18 protein-coding genes are annotated in these 17,665 nt (G+C 38.9%); 12 read left to right on the top strand and 6 right to left on the bottom strand.

Features of this window, described 5'->3' with window-relative positions; translation table 11 throughout:
- Positions 1-118 precede the first annotated feature (118 nt).
- The 5 genes from rpsF (at position 119) to alr (ending at position 4,031) form a co-directional block, all read left to right on the top strand.
- Positions 119-505: a 30S ribosomal protein S6 gene (gene rpsF / locus AC1M9K_RS02280; protein ID WP_035267614.1), complete on the top strand. Its 387-nt coding sequence runs from the start codon at positions 119-121 to the stop codon at positions 503-505.
- Between the two features lie 11 nt (positions 506-516).
- Positions 517-744: a 30S ribosomal protein S18 gene (rpsR, locus tag AC1M9K_RS02285; RefSeq protein WP_004719336.1), complete on the top strand. Its 228-nt coding sequence runs from the start codon at positions 517-519 to the stop codon at positions 742-744.
- Positions 745-753: 9 nt separating this feature from the next.
- Complete coding sequence (gene rplI / locus AC1M9K_RS02290) at positions 754-1,200, top strand: 50S ribosomal protein L9 (RefSeq protein ID WP_035267617.1); 447 nt, start codon at positions 754-756, stop codon at positions 1,198-1,200.
- A 203-nt stretch (positions 1,201-1,403) separates the two neighbouring features.
- The gene (dnaB, locus tag AC1M9K_RS02295) at positions 1,404-2,849 is read left to right on the top strand and encodes a replicative DNA helicase (protein WP_092766174.1); all 1,446 of its coding nucleotides are present in this window, start codon (positions 1,404-1,406) and stop codon (positions 2,847-2,849) included.
- Positions 2,850-2,960: 111 nt separating this feature from the next.
- Positions 2,961-4,031 carry an alanine racemase gene (alr, locus tag AC1M9K_RS02300; RefSeq protein WP_481588392.1) on the top strand — a complete coding sequence of 357 codons (1,071 nt, stop codon included), beginning with the start codon at positions 2,961-2,963 and terminating at the stop codon, positions 4,029-4,031.
- Between the two features lie 24 nt (positions 4,032-4,055).
- On the opposite strand, the gene AC1M9K_RS02305 is transcribed toward alr, so the two are convergent.
- The 5 genes from AC1M9K_RS02305 to AC1M9K_RS02325 form a co-directional block, all read right to left on the bottom strand.
- A complete protein-coding gene (locus AC1M9K_RS02305; RefSeq protein ID WP_092766172.1) occupies positions 4,056-4,499 on the bottom strand; it encodes a BLUF domain-containing protein in 444 nt (147 codons plus the stop codon).
- A gap of 78 nt (positions 4,500-4,577) precedes the next feature.
- Complete coding sequence (locus tag AC1M9K_RS02310; protein ID WP_035267625.1) at positions 4,578-5,312, bottom strand: proteasome-type protease; 735 nt, start codon at positions 5,310-5,312, stop codon at positions 4,578-4,580.
- Between the two features lie 25 nt (positions 5,313-5,337).
- A complete protein-coding gene (locus tag AC1M9K_RS02315; RefSeq protein ID WP_180027633.1) occupies positions 5,338-6,117 on the bottom strand; it encodes a transglutaminase family protein in 780 nt (259 codons plus the stop codon).
- Complete coding sequence (locus AC1M9K_RS02320; RefSeq protein WP_481588393.1) at positions 6,114-6,716, bottom strand: hypothetical protein; 603 nt, start codon at positions 6,714-6,716, stop codon at positions 6,114-6,116. The genes AC1M9K_RS02315 and AC1M9K_RS02320 overlap by 4 nt, the downstream gene beginning before the upstream one ends.
- A 21-nt stretch (positions 6,717-6,737) precedes the next feature.
- Positions 6,738-8,288 carry a circularly permuted type 2 ATP-grasp protein gene (locus tag AC1M9K_RS02325; protein WP_481588394.1) on the bottom strand — a complete coding sequence of 517 codons (1,551 nt, stop codon included), beginning with the start codon at positions 8,286-8,288 and terminating at the stop codon, positions 6,738-6,740.
- A 226-nt stretch (positions 8,289-8,514) separates the two neighbouring features.
- Here AC1M9K_RS02325 and AC1M9K_RS02330 point away from each other — a divergent pair, with 226 nt between their 5' ends.
- A complete protein-coding gene (locus AC1M9K_RS02330; protein WP_179998271.1) occupies positions 8,515-9,513 on the top strand; it encodes a helix-turn-helix transcriptional regulator in 999 nt (332 codons plus the stop codon).
- Positions 9,514-9,904: 391 nt separating this feature from the next.
- On the opposite strand, the gene mnmG is transcribed toward AC1M9K_RS02330, so the two are convergent.
- A complete protein-coding gene (mnmG, locus tag AC1M9K_RS02335) occupies positions 9,905-11,785 on the bottom strand; it encodes a tRNA uridine-5-carboxymethylaminomethyl(34) synthesis enzyme MnmG (protein WP_481588395.1) in 1,881 nt (626 codons plus the stop codon).
- A 258-nt stretch (positions 11,786-12,043) separates the two neighbouring features.
- Here mnmG and AC1M9K_RS02340 point away from each other — a divergent pair, with 258 nt between their 5' ends.
- The 6 genes from AC1M9K_RS02340 (at position 12,044) to purH (ending at position 17,648) form a co-directional block, all read left to right on the top strand.
- Entirely contained in the window at positions 12,044-12,400 is a 357-nt protein-coding gene (locus AC1M9K_RS02340) for a hypothetical protein (protein WP_035267631.1), read from the top strand.
- Positions 12,401-12,532: 132 nt separating this feature from the next.
- Positions 12,533-13,432: a bile acid:sodium symporter family protein gene (locus tag AC1M9K_RS02345; RefSeq protein ID WP_481588396.1), complete on the top strand. Its 900-nt coding sequence runs from the start codon at positions 12,533-12,535 to the stop codon at positions 13,430-13,432.
- A gap of 135 nt (positions 13,433-13,567) precedes the next feature.
- Positions 13,568-14,467 (top strand): 50S ribosomal protein L11 methyltransferase, encoded by a 900-nt coding sequence (gene prmA / locus AC1M9K_RS02350; RefSeq protein ID WP_035267660.1) that lies wholly within the window; start codon positions 13,568-13,570, stop codon positions 14,465-14,467.
- 19 nt (positions 14,468-14,486) lie between these two features.
- A complete protein-coding gene (locus AC1M9K_RS02355; protein ID WP_481588397.1) occupies positions 14,487-15,341 on the top strand; it encodes a DUF3426 domain-containing protein in 855 nt (284 codons plus the stop codon).
- Between the two features lie 374 nt (positions 15,342-15,715).
- Entirely contained in the window at positions 15,716-15,985 is a 270-nt protein-coding gene (fis, locus tag AC1M9K_RS02360; protein ID WP_001086304.1) for a DNA-binding transcriptional regulator Fis, read from the top strand.
- Positions 15,986-16,073: 88 nt separating this feature from the next.
- Positions 16,074-17,648 carry a bifunctional phosphoribosylaminoimidazolecarboxamide formyltransferase/IMP cyclohydrolase gene (gene purH, locus AC1M9K_RS02365; protein ID WP_092766164.1) on the top strand — a complete coding sequence of 525 codons (1,575 nt, stop codon included), beginning with the start codon at positions 16,074-16,076 and terminating at the stop codon, positions 17,646-17,648.
- Positions 17,649-17,665 lie beyond the last annotated feature (17 nt).

Here is a 17,665-nt window from a genome sequence, read left to right on the forward strand (position 1 = left end):
AAACACATAGAATCCAACCTTCGCAAATTTTGCGACACACTGTTTGTTTACATTCAGCTGTGACTCCTTGCTTCTAACAAATGCGTTAGAGGCTGCATAAAACCGTAAGGAGCTGACAATGCGTCACTACGAAATCGTAATTCTGGTACATCCAGACCAAAGCGATCAAGTGGTAGGTATGGTAGAACGCTATATCTCTCACATTAAAGATGCTGAAGGTCAAATTCACCGTCTTGAAGATTGGGGCCGTCGCCAATTGGCTTACCCAATTAACAAAATTCACAAAGCGCACTACATTTTAATGAACGTTGAATGTAACCAAACTACGCTTAATGAATTGGAAGAATTATTCCGTTACAACGATGCTATTCTTCGTAACGTTATTATTCGTCGTGAAAACGCAATCACTGAAGAGTCTTTATTGGCTAAGAGTGCTGAAGAAAAACGTGCGCGTAAAGCTCAACGTGAAGAAGCACAACAAGCTCAAGACTCTGCTGAAGCATAAGGAGAACATCAATGGCACGTTTCTACCGTCGTCGTAAGTTCTGCCGCTTTACAGCTGAGAACGTTACATATATCGACTATAAAGATATCGATACTTTAAAACAGTACATCACTGAAAACGGCAAGATTGTTCCTAGCCGTATTACAGGTACTAAAGCTCGTTACCAACGTCAATTAGCTCTTGCTATCAAACAAGCTCGCTACTTAGCGTTGATTCCTTACACTGACAATCATAAGTGAGGTTGAGCTGTGGATATTATCTTATTACAACGCATTAAGAACCTTGGTAAATTAGGTGATAAAGTTTCAGTTAAAGCTGGTTACGGCCGCAACTACTTAATCCCTCAAGGTAAAGCAGTTGCTGCTACTGAAGCTAACACTGCTGCATTTGAAGCTCGTCGTGCTGAACTTGAGAAGCAAGAAGCTGAAGTATTAGCTGCTGCTCAAGCACGTGCTGACCAATTGAACGAAGTAAATATCGTAATCACTGCGAAAGCTGGTGACGAAGGTAAACTATTTGGTTCTATCGGTACTCGTGACATCGCTGACGCGTTGACAAATGCTGGTCTTGAAGTTGACCGTGCTGAAGTTCGTTTACCGAACGGTGCACTTCGTCACACTGGCGAATTCAACATCGCAATCCAATTGCACCACGATGTTGTTGCTGAAGTTCTCGTTACTATCGTATCTGAGTAATTTTATGCAAAGAAAAAGAGCATGCATCAGCATGCTCTTTTTTTATCCCTAATAATTATAAAATTTGATTTAGCAAGCTGAAATTTAGACTTAGTTTTTTATTTGTTATCGATATTATTTGTTGCACTGTCTTGCTTGTGCATTTTGCATTAAGATAAGTCTCCCCTATTCATTTTCGTAATTATTGTAAATCAAGGTTTTATATGTCTCAGGCGACTGCCAAAAAAAATACGAATAACACTGAGTTAGATTTGCTAAAGAGTGAATCTTCAGCACTCAAAGAGTTTCGTACGCCTCCGCACAATCTTGCTATTGAACAGGCTGTTCTTGCCGCACTCATGACAGTAGCTGAGTCATTCGAACAGGTCAGCGATATATTAACCGAGAATGATTTTTACGCGACTCGACATAAATATATTTTTAGAGCAATTGAAAAACTTTCTAAAGAAAGTTCACCTTATGATGCCGTATTGGTCAATGATTGGTTAATCAAACAGAACCTGCTTGATGTGATTGGCGGTGAAGAATATTTAATGCAATTGATGGCGGATTCTCCATCAAGCTTTTATAACCTTGAAACTTATGCCAATAAAATACGTGAATTTGCAACTTTGAGAAATATGATCAAAGTTGGTAATGAAATTCTACAAAATGCGTATGACACGAAAGGTCGAGAAGTCAGTGAAATTTTAGATTTAGCTGAGACCAGTATCTTTTCTTTGGCTGAACAACACAATAACAATGCTAAAGCTCAAGGTCCAAAAGCAATTAATACCGTTGTCGCAGATGTATTCGATAAACTCAACGAATTATCACAACTTGATGGGAATATTACAGGTCTGACCACAGGATTTGTGGAGCTTGATAATAAAACATCAGGTATGCAAGCTGGAGATATGATCGTCGTTGCTGCCCGTCCATCAATGGGTAAAACAACTTTTGCAATGAATTTAGTCGAAAGTGTGCTATTCAATTGCAACCTTCCTGCTCTCGTATTCTCCATGGAGATGCCTGCTGACTCTATTGCCATGCGTTTAATTTCCTCGTTTGGTAAAGTGCATCAAGGACATTTGCGATCTGGCAAATTAGATGGCGAAGAATGGAACAAGGTCACGGGAACGATTCTTCAATTGCAAGAAAAACATCTTTATATTGATGATTCATCTGCCCTCCCACCGACTGAAATGCGCGCACGTGCAAGACGTATCGCGAAACAACACGGTGGTAAACTGGGTTGCATCATGGTCGATTACCTGCAGTTAATGAAAGTACCAGGTATGGGTGATAACCGTGTGGGTGAAATTGGTGAAATTTCTCGAAGCTTGAAAGCATTGGCGAAAGAGATGCATTGCCCTGTGATTGCACTTTCGCAGCTTAACCGCTCACTCGAAAACCGTCCAAATAAACGTCCTGTGATGTCAGACTTACGTGAATCTGGAGCAATTGAGCAGGATGCCGATTTGATCATGTTCATTTACCGTGATGAGGTATATAACAAAGAATCTAAAGAAGCAGGAACTGCTGAAATCATTATCGGTAAACAACGTAATGGTCCAATTGGTACCGTTCGACTCGCTTTTGAAGGTCAATATACGCGTTTTAGTAACTTGTCACCTGAATATTACGCGCAGAACCAAGAAGAAGAGTAATTTTGCTTTGATCAATTCTTAGTTAAGAACGCACGAATTGATCCAACACAATTATCTTTTTTTCAGTTTAAAAGATTTAACCTTTCCACATGCCTCTAGGAGTAAATTAGAGTGCGCCAAGCAACGGTTTGTATTGACACACACGCATTGCAATACAATTTAAATCGCGTGAAACAACTTGCACCAAACTCTAAAGTTGTAAGTATGGTAAAGGCAAATGCTTATGGTCATGGAGTCTCAGACTGCTTAGCCGCATTGAGCCAGTCTGATGCTTTTGGCGTTGCATGTTTAGAAGAAGCACTTGAAATACGTGAATTAGGTTTTAAACAACCTATCACCTTAATTGAAGGTGTTTTTTCTGAAGATGAAATGCAAATTGCGATTGAGCAACATATTGAAGTAATCGTTCATCATCATCAACAACTGCAGTGGTTGTTGCAAGTTAAAGATGCTTATATCGCCCGAAATCTAAAAGTATGGGTTAAACTAAATAGCGGAATGAACCGCTTAGGCTTCAAAATTGATGTAATCAAATCGATTATTCATCAATTAAAAAATGAAGGTTTTACCTGTGTACTTGCAATGCATTTTGCTAATGCAGATGTTGATCACCCTTTAAATGAACAACAAATATCTCAATTTCTTGAAGTAAAACAAGATTGTGCACCAATTTTAGCTTCATGTTGTAATTCAGCGGCAATTTATAAATACCCTGAATTGCATTTTGACTATGTTCGTCCTGGTATTATGCTGTACGGCGCAACGCCATTTGCAGATCGTGACGTCCACGCTCTAGATTTAAAACCTGTCATGACATTTAGTGCTGAGATTATTGCACTTAACTCCATTCAATCAGGTGAAGCTGTAGGTTATGGCTCAACCTTTGTTGCACAGCGACCTATGCAATTAGCAATTGTCTCGATCGGATATGGTGATGGGTATCCAAGAGCTTTTATTCGTGAGAATTCGGTTTCACTAGATGGTCAATTAACCCCAGTGATTGGCAGAGTTGCCATGGATATGATTGCCATAGATGTCACTGATCTCAACGCAAAAATTGGTGATCCAGTAGAATTATGGGGTAAACATCGTTTAGTGGATGATGTTGCTGAAGCGAATGGTACGATTGGTTATGAGTTGTTATGTCGATTAAGCCAACGTCCGAAGCGTCTCAAAATGTAATGAGCAAATTAAATCAACGTAATGCTAAACAGCATTACGTTGTAGTTCATTAAAATCCGTATCCTGAGCGCGTGTCAAAAATCGAATTAAATAATCAGCTTGATCTTGTGTAAACTGTGTAGGCGTAAATTGACTAAATCCCATATCTATTAAAGCCTGCTTCACTGGACTTTGTCGTCCTACAAACTTCATAGACCATTCTTGAAATTGTTTTTTTTCAATATTTTTTCGCTGGAATAGGCGAATTTGATGATGGCGTTTATCCTTGTGAAGCTTTTGCAACAATATATCTAGTGTGGTTTCATCACCCTCTAGACATTGAAAATAGTGCCCATCTGCATAATATAGCGCTCCAGAAATTTTATGCTCAAAATTGAAATGACGGGCTTCATTCAAGATTTCACGAACATCAATCAATAAGCGACTTGCATCTGCAGTCGACACACTCGCATAACTGAACTGTTGCATTGCTTCCCCTAATTTTTATAGTAATGATTTAATATTCAATGCAACTCAATTTAATCTAAACTCAATCATAAAGCAAAATTATTGCCAATAGTCTTCTGTTGGCCGTGGCAAACCGTTCAATCCTTGACGCAAAGTATCTGACCAAAGTTTACTAATTGATGAGAAATATGGATCATCATCATGAATACGTTTAGACAATGGAATTGCAAAACTATCTTTTTTATAAATACATGCATCTAGTGGTAAGCCCACAGAAACATTAGATCTAAGGGTTGAATCAAATGAAATTAAACCGCATCTTAATGCTTCATCTAATTCAGTATTGTAATTTAATGCACGATCTAAAATTGGTTTACCATATTTACTTTCCCCAATCTGAAAAAAGGGCGTATCTGACGTCGCATTGATAAAATTACCCTGAGGATAAATATTATATAACTGAATATCCTCCCCTTGAATTTGACCAGAAAGTAAAATCGTACAGTGATAATTACTTTGCTCTAGTTGATCAGTAGTCACATCCATAATGACACGCTTTAAAGTATGACCAACCAATTCAGCCATCTCGAACATGCTATTCACACTATACAAATTAGGTTCGTGTTTTAAATCTAGCTGATTCTGTAAATGTCCTATAACGGCTTGTGTCGTCGCCAAATTACCCGCAGTTTGTATACTGATAAAACGCTCACCCTCAACACCGAAAAGATAGAGTTTACGAAATACAGAGATATGATCTACACCTGCATTTGTTCGCGTGTCACTGATACAAATTAAGCCATCACGTAAACGCATAGCACAACAATAGGTCATTGAAATCTCTCTTCTAAATTTTGTTCTAACACGGTAATACCTGAACGATGGTCGTCATACTCTCCACGCCACCAGCTTCTCGCACACCTCTGATAGGTGCAACGTCCCAATAATCACGCCCTAATGCAATATAAATGTGTGAACTTGGCGTATAGAGCTGATTGCTAACATCAAATGTATACCAAACTCCATCTATATAAGCTTCAGCCCAAGCATGGCTCGCCAAATGACTCATTTCTGGAACGTAAAGATATCCAGAAACATAACGCGCAGGAATATTTAACTCTCTACACATACCTACAAATACATGAGTATGATCCTGACATACCCCTTGTTGATGATGGAATGCATCTATTGCCGTAGTATTCACTTGAGTAGAATCTGAAATATATGGCATATGCTCAAGCAATGCAGAACTTAAATGTTTTAATTCATCACGAGTCTTTTTACTCACATGCTGAGCTGCAAAAGCTTTCATTTCAGCATCACATTGAGTCGCTGGGGTAATTTGTAGAAAAATACCGACTGGCACTTCTGACTCGATAGCTTGTTCTGAAACTGTATCGATTTCAATAATGCCCTGCGCCATAATACTTAAATTTTGATATGCATAGCGTTGAGTCGAAGTGATCCAAATATTATTAAAGGCATCTTTTGCTTCGACCGTATGACCAGGAATACTCACTGACCAAGCATCTACTTTTTGGTGAGCATTACATTGAGGACACATTCGTATATATTGGATACTATTTTTTGCCGTTTCCGTATATTGATAATGGGTTTGATGATTAATCATCAATTTCATGCATCCACCTCAAATAAACATTGCACCTGATCATTCAATTGGTAAAAGCTATTAGCATTTGGATGCGCTAAAAGATGTTGCCAAGCCTCATCTAAGCTGTCCCATCCTTTAGACTTCAACAGTTCAATCACAACACTTAAAGAATTGATTGTAGAATTAACATCCTGATTCAATCTTATTTCACGATCAAGATTTTCGAAATATTGTCCTAGACTAAAAAACAGAAAAATGTCTTCATTTTCAGCTTCTAGAATATCGCTACACTCATCAACAACAGTACAAATTAATCCTGCATTTTGTGTCGCTGTATCCACCATCTGTTTTAATTCTGAATAAGCCTGAACTGACAATACACCACGTAAATCTTGAATATTATTTTTCACACATTCAAATTGTTGAAAAAAAGAAGCAGGCTGATCATTACTCAGAATCAGCTCATTGAGCGAACACGCATTAAAAGCAGGTAAGCAAAAAGCATGTGCATACTGCAATGCTTGAACATCATCTTGAAATGGAAACTGACCACATAAATGTTGAATACGAGATAAATAACGGCCAACCCAGTAAATATTTTGTGCATTGCTGTTTAATATAATCATGACAAGCTCCTGGTTGTATATTTATGAATGTAGCGGATCTATAACCCACGTATCTTTAATGCCACCACCCTGTGATGAATTTACAACTAATGACCCTTCTTGCATCGCAACTCGGGTTAAACCTCCTGGCACGATTTCTGTACGATACGGTGAACTTAAAATAAATGGTCTTAAATCAATATGGCGTTCAGCGATGCCGAATTCAGTTAAAGTGGGAGCGACTGAAAGCGCTAAAGTTGGTTGTGCAATGTAAGCATGTGGCTGTGCAATTAACTTTAATCTAAATTGTTCAATTTCTTGTTCGGTCGCTTTAGGACCAATTAACATGCCATAACCGCCTGAACCTTGCGCCTCTTTAACCACTAACTTTTCTAAATTACAAAGTACATAATCGAGTTCTTCACGTTCACGACATTGGTAAGTCGGTACGTTATTTAAAATTGGCTTCTGGTTTAGATAGTAATTAATCATTTTATCGACATAAGGATAGATTGATTTGTCATCTGCTACCCCCGTGCCAGGCGCATTCGCAATCACGACATTGTGTTGTAAGTAAGCAGACATTAGGCCAGGTACACCTAATGTACTGTCTGGCATAAAACACAATGGATCAAGAAATCCATCATCTAGGCGTCGGTAAATTACATCGACTTGTTTTTTACCCCAAACGGTTTTGGCATAGACCTTAGCATTTTCAACGAATAAATCCTGACCTGTAACTAGAGGAACATCCATCTCACGTGCGAGGAAGCAATGCTCATAATATGCACTGTTATATCGGCCGGGTGTAAGCACCACGATAAATGGTTTATCTACTTCAGCATTTTCCTCGAGTATTTGTCTTAAAAGTTGAGGATATTGCTCTACACCTTGTAAATTTGATGACTTACAAAGTTCGGGCATCATTTTTTCACTAATTTTTCGACTTTCCAACATATAAGACACGCCTGATGGTGTTCTTAAATTGTCTTCTAGTACGAAGAAGTCACCTTGCTGATCACGAATAATATCGATTCCGCTAATTTGACTATAAACTTTACCTTTCAATGAATGTTTATACATCAATGGTTGGTATGCCTCATGAGTGAGCACTTGCAGCTCAGGCACTAAACCATCTTTTAAAATCGCCTGATTATGGTAAATATCATCTAAAAAAAAGTTCAATGCTTGCACCCTTTGTGCACAGCCTTGCTCTATTTTGTGCCATTGTTGTTTGGCAATTACACGTGGAATTAAGTCATAAGGAATAATGCGATCTGTACCCTCAGCATCACCATAGACTGTAAATGTAATGCCCTGATAGAGGAAATGTTCCTTCGCTTGATGATTTAATGATTTCAGCTCATCCAAGCTTCTTTCACATAACCAATTTTCGATTTTGCTAGATGCCTCTAATCCAATAGTTTTGTCATCTAAAAGTTCATTATACAATTCAGATTTAAGTTGATCGAACAAGTACGCAGTGCTGTTTTGTTTAACTTCGATCTGCTTAGATTTTTCAAAAGCTTCGACGGTATGATCAGCCTTAAAATTTGCGAGAATTGAAGTGGTATCTTTTTCCTCTTTTAGCATACATACCTCTTAATTGTTATCAATTGTAAACAAAATTAAGCAATTTCAATGCCAAAAATTTACCTATTCATCTATTAATGCCCCATTTTTGAAGCATTCACAACGAAAAATGACCTAAAGATGTATCGAAATATAGTCAATAGCTTCACTTTCCATGCTTGCTTATCTCTTAAAGATTTTTTATTGTGTGTTTGAAAAATATTTTCTCTTTATTCATTAGTTGATTATGTCCTCTCAAGAAAAAGAAACATCGAATAGCTTATATCGACAGTGGCAAATTCTTTCACGCTTAACCACTGGTAAATGGATGGGTACACGAGAGTTGCAAGAGACCCTGCAAAGAGAAGGTATTGAAATCAGTTTAAGAACCATTCAACGTGATTTAAATCAAATTTCTCAAAGATTTCCTATTGAGAGTAATAAAACTGTACCACAAGGTTGGCGTTGGCGATCAGATGCCCCTATTCAAAGCTTGCCGCATATGACCAGCTCTCAAGCGGTCACCTTTATGATGGTTGAAGAACATTTGAAGCATTTGCTTCCACCAAGTTTAATTGAGGAGATGAACCCTTGGTTCGAGCTTGCAAAACGCAGCTTATCTACACAAAACAACGTACGTCAATGGATTAACCGTGTCCGTATTGTTCCAGCAAGCCAGCCCTTGATCCCTCCTGTTGTAGAGAAACATGCGCAGCAAGCCATTTATGAAGGTCTATTACAAGATAAACAGATCGAATGCATATATCGTGCGCGTGGACCTGAAAGTGAAGAACGTGGTTATACCTTAAACCCGCTCGCATTGGTTCAAAAGGGTTCAATCATTTATTTGATTTGTACTCGACATGACAAATCAGAAGTTCAAACCTTTGCTTTACATCGCTTTAAATCTGCAAAAGTTCTAGAACAACGCGCCTTACACCCTGTTGACTTTGATATTGATGCTTACATTGAATCTGGTGCGCTCGGCTTTAGAGTTGATTTCAATAAACCCACTGAGCTCGTTCAACTCGAACTCTTTATGAATAAAGCTGATGCACTTTACTTTTCCGAAAGCCAACTCAGTAAAGATCAATCCATCACACAAGTATCTGATGATCTCTTTAAAGTGGTGGCTAATGTGCCCTTTACTTCACAATTGGTTTGGTGGCTCAGAAGCTTCGGCAAAAAGATCATTCGTATTGAACCGCTCGATGTATTTAACGCCGTTCATGAAATTGAAAATTAAAAAAGAGCCAAATTGGCTCTGAAGATTTTTTATTATCATATTTTCAGTATTGCGCTGATTTCTTATTGTGTTGAGTTTAAATACGTGAACTAAACTCCCCTCTAGCTCACGTACACTTTTCAATGTCGTTGGATTATGATTTACATCGTGCAGCATGCAATTTCATAACCATTATAACGAATACGCTTCATCGTCATGGCCTTTCCTCTTTGTTGTGAACGTAGAATCAATATAACGACATTAACTTGGATTGAGAAATAATCATAATTTCTTTATTAATCTCTATTCTTGTTAAACGTAAATAATAAATTATTTATCTTATTTATGAATAAATCGTTATATGAGGATCAAAAAAACCCGCATCAAGCGGGTTTTTTGGACTGCAACAGGCTTAAGCAGATTTTTTAGTTTGTGCATTCTTACGAATCGTAATCATCACCAATTGAACAGCAGCAGGTGTAACGCCCGGAATACGACTTGCTTGAGCGAGAGTTTCAGGGCGAACTTCTTTGAGTTTCAAAGTAATTTCACGAGATAAACCAGATACCACGTCATAATTAAAATCAGCTGGAATCTTAGTCTCTTCTAAGCGCTTCATTTGCGCTACATCCTGATGCTGACGGTTAATATAACCCTCATATTTAACTGCAATCTCAATTTGGTCACCCACTTGAGCAGAAACATCAGAACCAGTGAGTTCCGCAATTTGAGCAAAAGTAATGTTCGGACGTTTCAACAAATCAATCGCAGAACATTCTTTAGAAAGATCCGCACCTGTCATTTCAACGAATTTTTTACCCATTGGATTGTTAGGTGCAGCCCAAAGATGTTGTAAACGACCTGTTTCACGCTCAACCGCTTCCATTTTTTCGCAGTACGCTGCCCAACGCTCGTCATCCACAAGACCCATTTCACGCCCGATTGGTGTCAAACGTTGGTCTGCATTATCTTCACGAAGCATCAAACGGTATTCCGCACGTGAGGTAAACATACGGTAAGGTTCTTTCGTACCTAAAGTGATTAAGTCATCGACCAATACACCCATGTACGCTTCATCACGCTTCGGTGTCCATTGTTCTTGATCCCACGCACGGCGTGCAGCATTCAAACCTGCAAGTAAACCCTGTGCACCGGCTTCTTCATAACCTGTCGTACCGTTAATTTGACCCGCAAAGTACAAGTTATTAATCGCTTTAGTCTCTAAAGTGAATTTCAAAGCTTGTGGGTTGAAATAATCATACTCAATGGCATAACCCGGGCGCAGGATATGCGCATTTTCCATACCACGGATTGAGCGTACTAATTCAAACTGGACATCAAACGGTAAAGATGTAGAAATACCATTTGGATAAAGTTCATGTGTATCTAGGCCTTCAGGCTCTAAGAATACTTGGTGAGAATCTTTATCGGCAAATTTATGAATTTTATCTTCGATTGACGGACAGTAACGTGGTCCTACACCTTCAATCACACCAGTATACATCGGTGAACGGTCTAGGCCGCCACGAATAATATCATGAGTTTTTTCGTTGGTATGCGTGATATAGCAGTTGACTTGCTCTGGGTGCATAGATGCATCACCCATAAATGACATCGTTGGTGATGGGAAATCACCCGGCTGTGGTGTCATCACGGAGAAATCTACAGAACGTGCATCAATACGTGGTGGCGTACCTGTTTTTAAACGACCTACTGGCAATTGAAGCTCACGTAAACGGTGCGCTAAAGAAATTGAAGGTGGATCACCTGCACGACCGCCGCTTGATTTCTCAAGACCAACATGAATCACGCCACCCAAGAATGTACCAGCGGTTAACACGACAGTTTTCGCATCAAAGCGAATCCCCATTTGTGTTACCACACCTTTAACGGTATCGCCGTCAACAATGAGATCATCTGCTGCTTGTTGGAAAATATCAAGATTGGCTTGGTTTTCTAATGTTTCGCGAATAGCCGCTTTATAACGTACACGGTCAGCCTGCGCACGCGTTGCACGAACTGCAGCACCTTTACGTGAGTTCAGAATACGGAACTGAATACCACCCTTGTCTGCTGCGAGTGCCATCGCACCACCTAAGGCATCAATTTCGCGAACAAGGTGTGATTTACCAATACCACCAATCGCTGGGTTACAGCTCATCTGCCCTAAAGTCTCAATATTATGAGTTAAGAGTAAAGTCTGTCGACCCATACGTGCCGCAGCAAGCGCTGCTTCTGTACCAGCGTGTCCGCCACCGATAACAATGACATCGTAAACTTTAGGATAATGCATAGTGGTATATGAGGAGATAAAAATAATGACAGAAAATTATAGCAAATTTTGTTTGCCTTGAGACAATCGAGAACGATTTAATTCTAATTTTTTTGAAGTCCAATAATATAAACCATTTTGATATAAAAATTTATAAATTTTGCAGATTTAAGCGATTTTTTAACAATTTAGAAAATTTATTTACAGCATTGCCCTTCCATTGATTCGACTATTTTTTCAACATATTCAAGTCATATTTTTTAACAAGAGTATACGAACATGAAAGTCCAGTTATTTACGATGTCAATGTTATGTTGTTTGGGTCTAAGCGTAAGTAGTATGAGTATTGCGAATGACAAAGTTGATAATGCCTATAATGCCAAACAATTCCAAAGTGTATGTAAGGGTAAAAGCGAAGGCGATGCTGTCAGTTTCCCGTATAAAGGAATCATTTGGAATGGTACTTGCCAAACTCAATTTTTCCCAACCCAAAGTAAAGATTTAAAAGGAAATGAAGAGCAGCTTAATTCAGCTTGTAAGTCTGATGCAGCGAGTGTTTCCGTGAATATTGAAGGTCAAGAATATAAAGGCAAATGTGCACTCGGATATGCGCCACCGATGCCAAAAGCGTCTTAATCCAATTTTTTAAATTTGACCATTTATGCAACCAATTGAAAAATTGGTTGCTTTTATTTATTGATAACGATAAAACCAAATTAAAAATAACGATCTATTTACAAATAACACAACAAAATTCAGGATGAATTTATGGACACAGGGATCCTTACGATTTTTTTACCTTTAGCACTTGCAATTGTGATGGCGGGTTTAGGACTTGAACTCACTGTTCAAGATTTTCTACGCGTTCGTAAACACCCTAAAGCAGTGCTCATCGCATTATTTTCCCAACTCGTCATTTTGGTTGGCGTTGCATTTATTATATGTAAAATACTCAATCTTTCGCCTTACTTGGCTGTCGGCTTAGTATTGCTTGCTGCCTCACCAGGGGGTGCGACAGCCAATCTGTTTAGCTATTTATACAAAGGTGATGTTGCCCTCAACATCACCTTGACTGCGATTAATGCCATTATTGCTGCAGTGACCTTGCCGCTTATCGTGAATTTTGCAATCGCACATTTCATTCAGGATTCAACCCAAATTGGTCTGCAATTTAGTAAAATTTTACAAGTGTTTGCCATTATTCTTATTCCAGTTGCCCTCGGTATGTTTGTGCGCTACAAATTTCCAAATGTTGCAACTAAACTAGAAAAACCAGTGCGTATTTTTGCCGTTGTATTCTTAGTGTTAATTATTGTCGGTGCAGTACTTTCTGAACGTGCCAACATTATGAATTATCTTGCTCAAATTGGTTTGGCGACAGCGTTATTTTGTATCGCAAGTCTTAGCGTCGGTTATTTTCTCCCTCGCTTCTTTGGTGTACCGAGTTTTCAAGCAAGAGCGTGTGCTTTTGAAATTGGTATCCATAACAGTACTTTGGCCATGGCGATTGCAATCACGATAATGAATAGCAGCGAAATTGCGATGCCAGCAGCTGTTTATTCAATCTTTATGTATATCTTCGCTGCTATTTTCGGCATGTTGCTGAATCGTTTTGCACCATTAGACCATCCGGCTGAGTTAACTCGAAACCACTCACAAATTAACTGATATTAATTGAGTTAACCCACTCATCTTAAAGGCACTGTAATCGTGCCTTTATTTATGCTTCAGGTTTTATCTGCATTCTTAAAGCGAATACAGTACAATGCTAACTCTCGTATTGCATATTTAGGTTTTTTTACTGTGAAGTGGTTACAAATCCATATTACTGTCGATCAAGCACAAGTTGATTTTACTGAAACATTATTATTATCTCTTGGTGCAGTCAGTGTGACGCTAGATGATGCAGAAGATCAAGCATTATTAGAACCACTTCCAGGTGAGACTCCGCTTTGGAACAAAGTCATCGTAACGGGTATTTACGCTCAAGAAGATGATGAAGAAATCGATGTCGTCGCACTAGAAACTTTCATTAAAGACCAGATGCCTGAAGCGCCTTTACGTTATGAGTTTATCGAAGATCAAGAGTGGGAACGCACTTGGATGGATGCATATGAGCCAATTCAAATTGGTGAAAAATATTGGATCGTGCCTGAGTGGATGGAAGCACCTGAAGCGGATGCGGTCAATATTAAATTAGATCCAGGCCTAGCTTTTGGTACAGGTAATCATGCTTCAACATTCCTCTGCCTACAATGGTTAGGTAAAACCGATGTAAAAGACAAAATCGTCATCGATTACGGCTGTGGTTCTGGCATTCTAGGTGTTGCTGCCCTATTGCTGGGTGCAAAAAAAGTATATGCAACAGATATTGATCCTCAAGCTGTACTCGCTACACAACAAAATGCTGAATTAAATGGCGTTCTCGAAAATTTATATGTCGGCTTACCTGAAGAATTTAATCAAGCACTCGGTGAGCAAAAGGCAGATGTATTTGTCGCAAATATTCTTGCTGGCCCACTGATGGCACTTGCTGAGGAGTTTTCAACACTCATTCAACCTGAGGGTGAATTCGCACTAGCCGGTATTATTGAAGAGCAAGTTGATGATGTTTCTCGTGTTTATGCTGAATTTTTTGATATATTAGACAAAGAAAAGCGTGATGAAAATTGGTACCGTCTTTCTGGGAAACGCCATAAATAAGTAGAGCTTAATTTAAGATATGAGTGATAAACAAACCCGCTGCCCAAATTGCTCCACAATTTACAAGGTATCAGTCACCCAGTTAACTGTTGCCGAGGGTATGGTTTGTTGTCCTAAATGTTCTGCTGAGTTTAATGCGCTTCTACATCTATTCAATCCTCAACCGAAAGTGATTGAACCTTTAATCACAGAAGCCCAAGACAGTACAGCACCATCTGAAGATGTGATTGAACCTAAACAAGAACAACACCTATTGGATATTTTCGATCGTAAAGTTGCAAATTCAAACATAACCTTGCGTACGTATTTAAATAACTTAAATACGTTCAATCATGATCCGATTACCAACTACCCATCTTTAAATCTTTCATCATCAATCCATGCCAATAGCCAATCGAAACCAAGAACTAGGCTTTATATTGCGACATGGGCGATCGTAAATACAATTTTAGCGTTATTACTGGTTTTTCAATTTTTATGGTTTAACCCAAATGTATTGCAACGCTCACCTGCGCTAAATCAGGCATTTATATCAGCATGTAACTTATTTAATTGTGACACGCTTGATGAACGCTATACCCATATAAAAGTACAAGACCTCAATATTGAGTCAACATCAGCGATCTCCACTGTTTTTTCAGGTCACTTGGTGAACGAATATAGCAAAGGGCTAAAACTGCCTCTGTTGAAAATAAGCATTTTTCAACAAGGTAAATTGATTTCATCCTCTATTAAAACACCCAATGAATATTTAGTAGAAAGTTTGCATGGAATTACACGAATTCCTCAAGACAGTCCATTTGGTTTCAAATTTAGTATAAATTTTTCCCAATCTGAGTTTGACAATTATAAATTGGAAGTTATACGACCATAAGATCAAAAAAAACGATAAAAAAATTAAAAAAAATGTAGTTTTCTTGCTCACTTTTACATAGACAATGGTATGATACGCGCCACGAAAGCTTTGTACCGCAAACTCCTCGCAATTTCTCAAAATAAATACAGTTCTGTTCATGTGCTTAATTTTTTTATTCAGCGCATCAGGGATGTTTTTTGTTTTATGTGGAACCGTAACAAATATTAAACTATTGTTACGCTTATTTTTCACTCAATTGCTCTAGTTGTGGCAAGCTAATTGTTCTTGTTTTAGAGTCGACCGTTTTAGGACCTAAAACGGAGCTCGTTTTTTTATTTTGACCACAAAATCACTTTTACCCTAAGTGATTATTGATTCTCGGATTAACTCGCATGAATAGCAAATCTCCTATTTTTACTGCACAATCTGATGTCGCTCTTCGTATTCACGTAGATCGCGCAGTTCGCCATTATTTTGCACAATTGCAAGGCGAGCAACCATCTCAAGTTTATGACATGGTTTTAGCAGAAATGGAGAAACCTCTTTTATCTGTAGTGTTAGAATATACACGTGGCAACCAGACTCGCGCTGCTGAGATTCTAGGCCTTAACCGTGGTACTTTACGTAAAAAGTTGAAAGCTCACGGTTTAATGAGTGAATAAATGATAAAATGCTTGCGGCTTCCGCGGGCATTTTTTTTACCTGCTATTTAGCTTTTTTGTTTTAATTCTTGATAACTGTGACTAAATCATGACTATTAAACGCGCATTAATCTCTGTTTCTGATAAAACAGGCATTGTTGAATTTGCCCAAGACCTTGTTGCTCTAGGGGTAGAAATTTTATCTACTGGCGGTACTTATAAGTTGTTACGTGACAACAATATTGCTGTAGTCGAAGTTTCAGAGCACACTGGTTTCCCAGAGATGATGGACGGACGTGTAAAAACACTTCATCCGAAAATCCACGGTGGTATCTTGGCTCGTCGTGGTCTAGATGAAGCTGTGATGGCTGAACACAACATCGATGCGATCGATTTAGTTGTGGTAAACCTTTATCCATTTGCTGCAACTGTTGCAAAACCTAACTGCTCACTTGCTGATGCGATTGAAAATATCGACATCGGTGGTCCAACGATGGTTCGTGCTGCCGCGAAAAACCATGCGTCTGTAGGTATCGTTGTAAATGCATCTGACTATGCGACTGTAGTTGCTGAGCTTAAAGCTGAAGGCTCACTTTCTTATGCAACTCGTTTTGACTTAGCAGTTAAAGCATTTGAACATACTGCTCAGTACGACGGTATGATCGCATCTTACTTAGGCGCTCGCGTTGGTAAAGAAGAAGGTCAAGCTGATCAATTTGCACGTACATTCAATACGCAATTAAATAAAGCTCAAGATTTACGTTACGGTGAAAACCCACATCAATCTGCTGCATTCTATGTTGACCCTGCTGCAACTGAAGCTTCTGTTTCTACTGCTAAACAGTTGCAAGGTAAAGAATTATCTTATAACAACATTGCCGATACTGATGCAGCACTTGAATGTGTTAAATCATTTGCAAAACCTGCATGTGTAATCGTAAAACACGCAAACCCATGTGGCGTTGCAGTCTCTTTAGACGGCATTAAAGCTGCATATGATTTAGCTTATGCAACTGACCCAGAATCTGCATTCGGTGGCATCATTGCGTTTAACCGTGAATTAGACGTTGCAACTGCACAAGCTATTGTTGATCGTCAATTTGTTGAAGTAATTATTGCACCAAGCGTTGCTGAAGGTGTATTAGAAGTTACAGGTGCGAAGAAAAACGTACGTGTACTTGTATGTGGCGAATTACCAGCTATTGACGAACGTGCTCCACAAATGGACTACAAACGTGTAAACGGCGGTTTACTCGTTCAAGATCAAGACTTAGGTATGATTACTAAAGATGATCTTAAAGTTGTGACGAAACGTGCCCCAACTGAACAAGAAATTGATGACATGATCTTTGCTTGGAAAGTTGCGAAATACGTTAAATCAAACGCGATTGTTTATGCTAAAAACCGTCAAACGATTGGTGTGGGCGCAGGTCAAATGAGCCGTGTAAACTCTGCTCGTATTGCTGCGATCAAAGCTGAACATGCAGGCTTAGTCGTTGAAGGTGCAGTAATGGCATCTGACGCATTCTTCCCATTCCGTGATGGTATTGATAACGCTGCTAAAGCAGGTATCAAATGTATCATCCAACCGGGTGGTTCAATGCGAGATGAAGAAACGATTGCTGCTGCTGACGAAGCAGGTATTGCAATGGTGTTCACTGGCATGCGTCATTTCCGTCATTAATTAATGGTTCGTGTCAT

The organism is Acinetobacter sp. 24-47-67 (assembly GCF_056779735.1).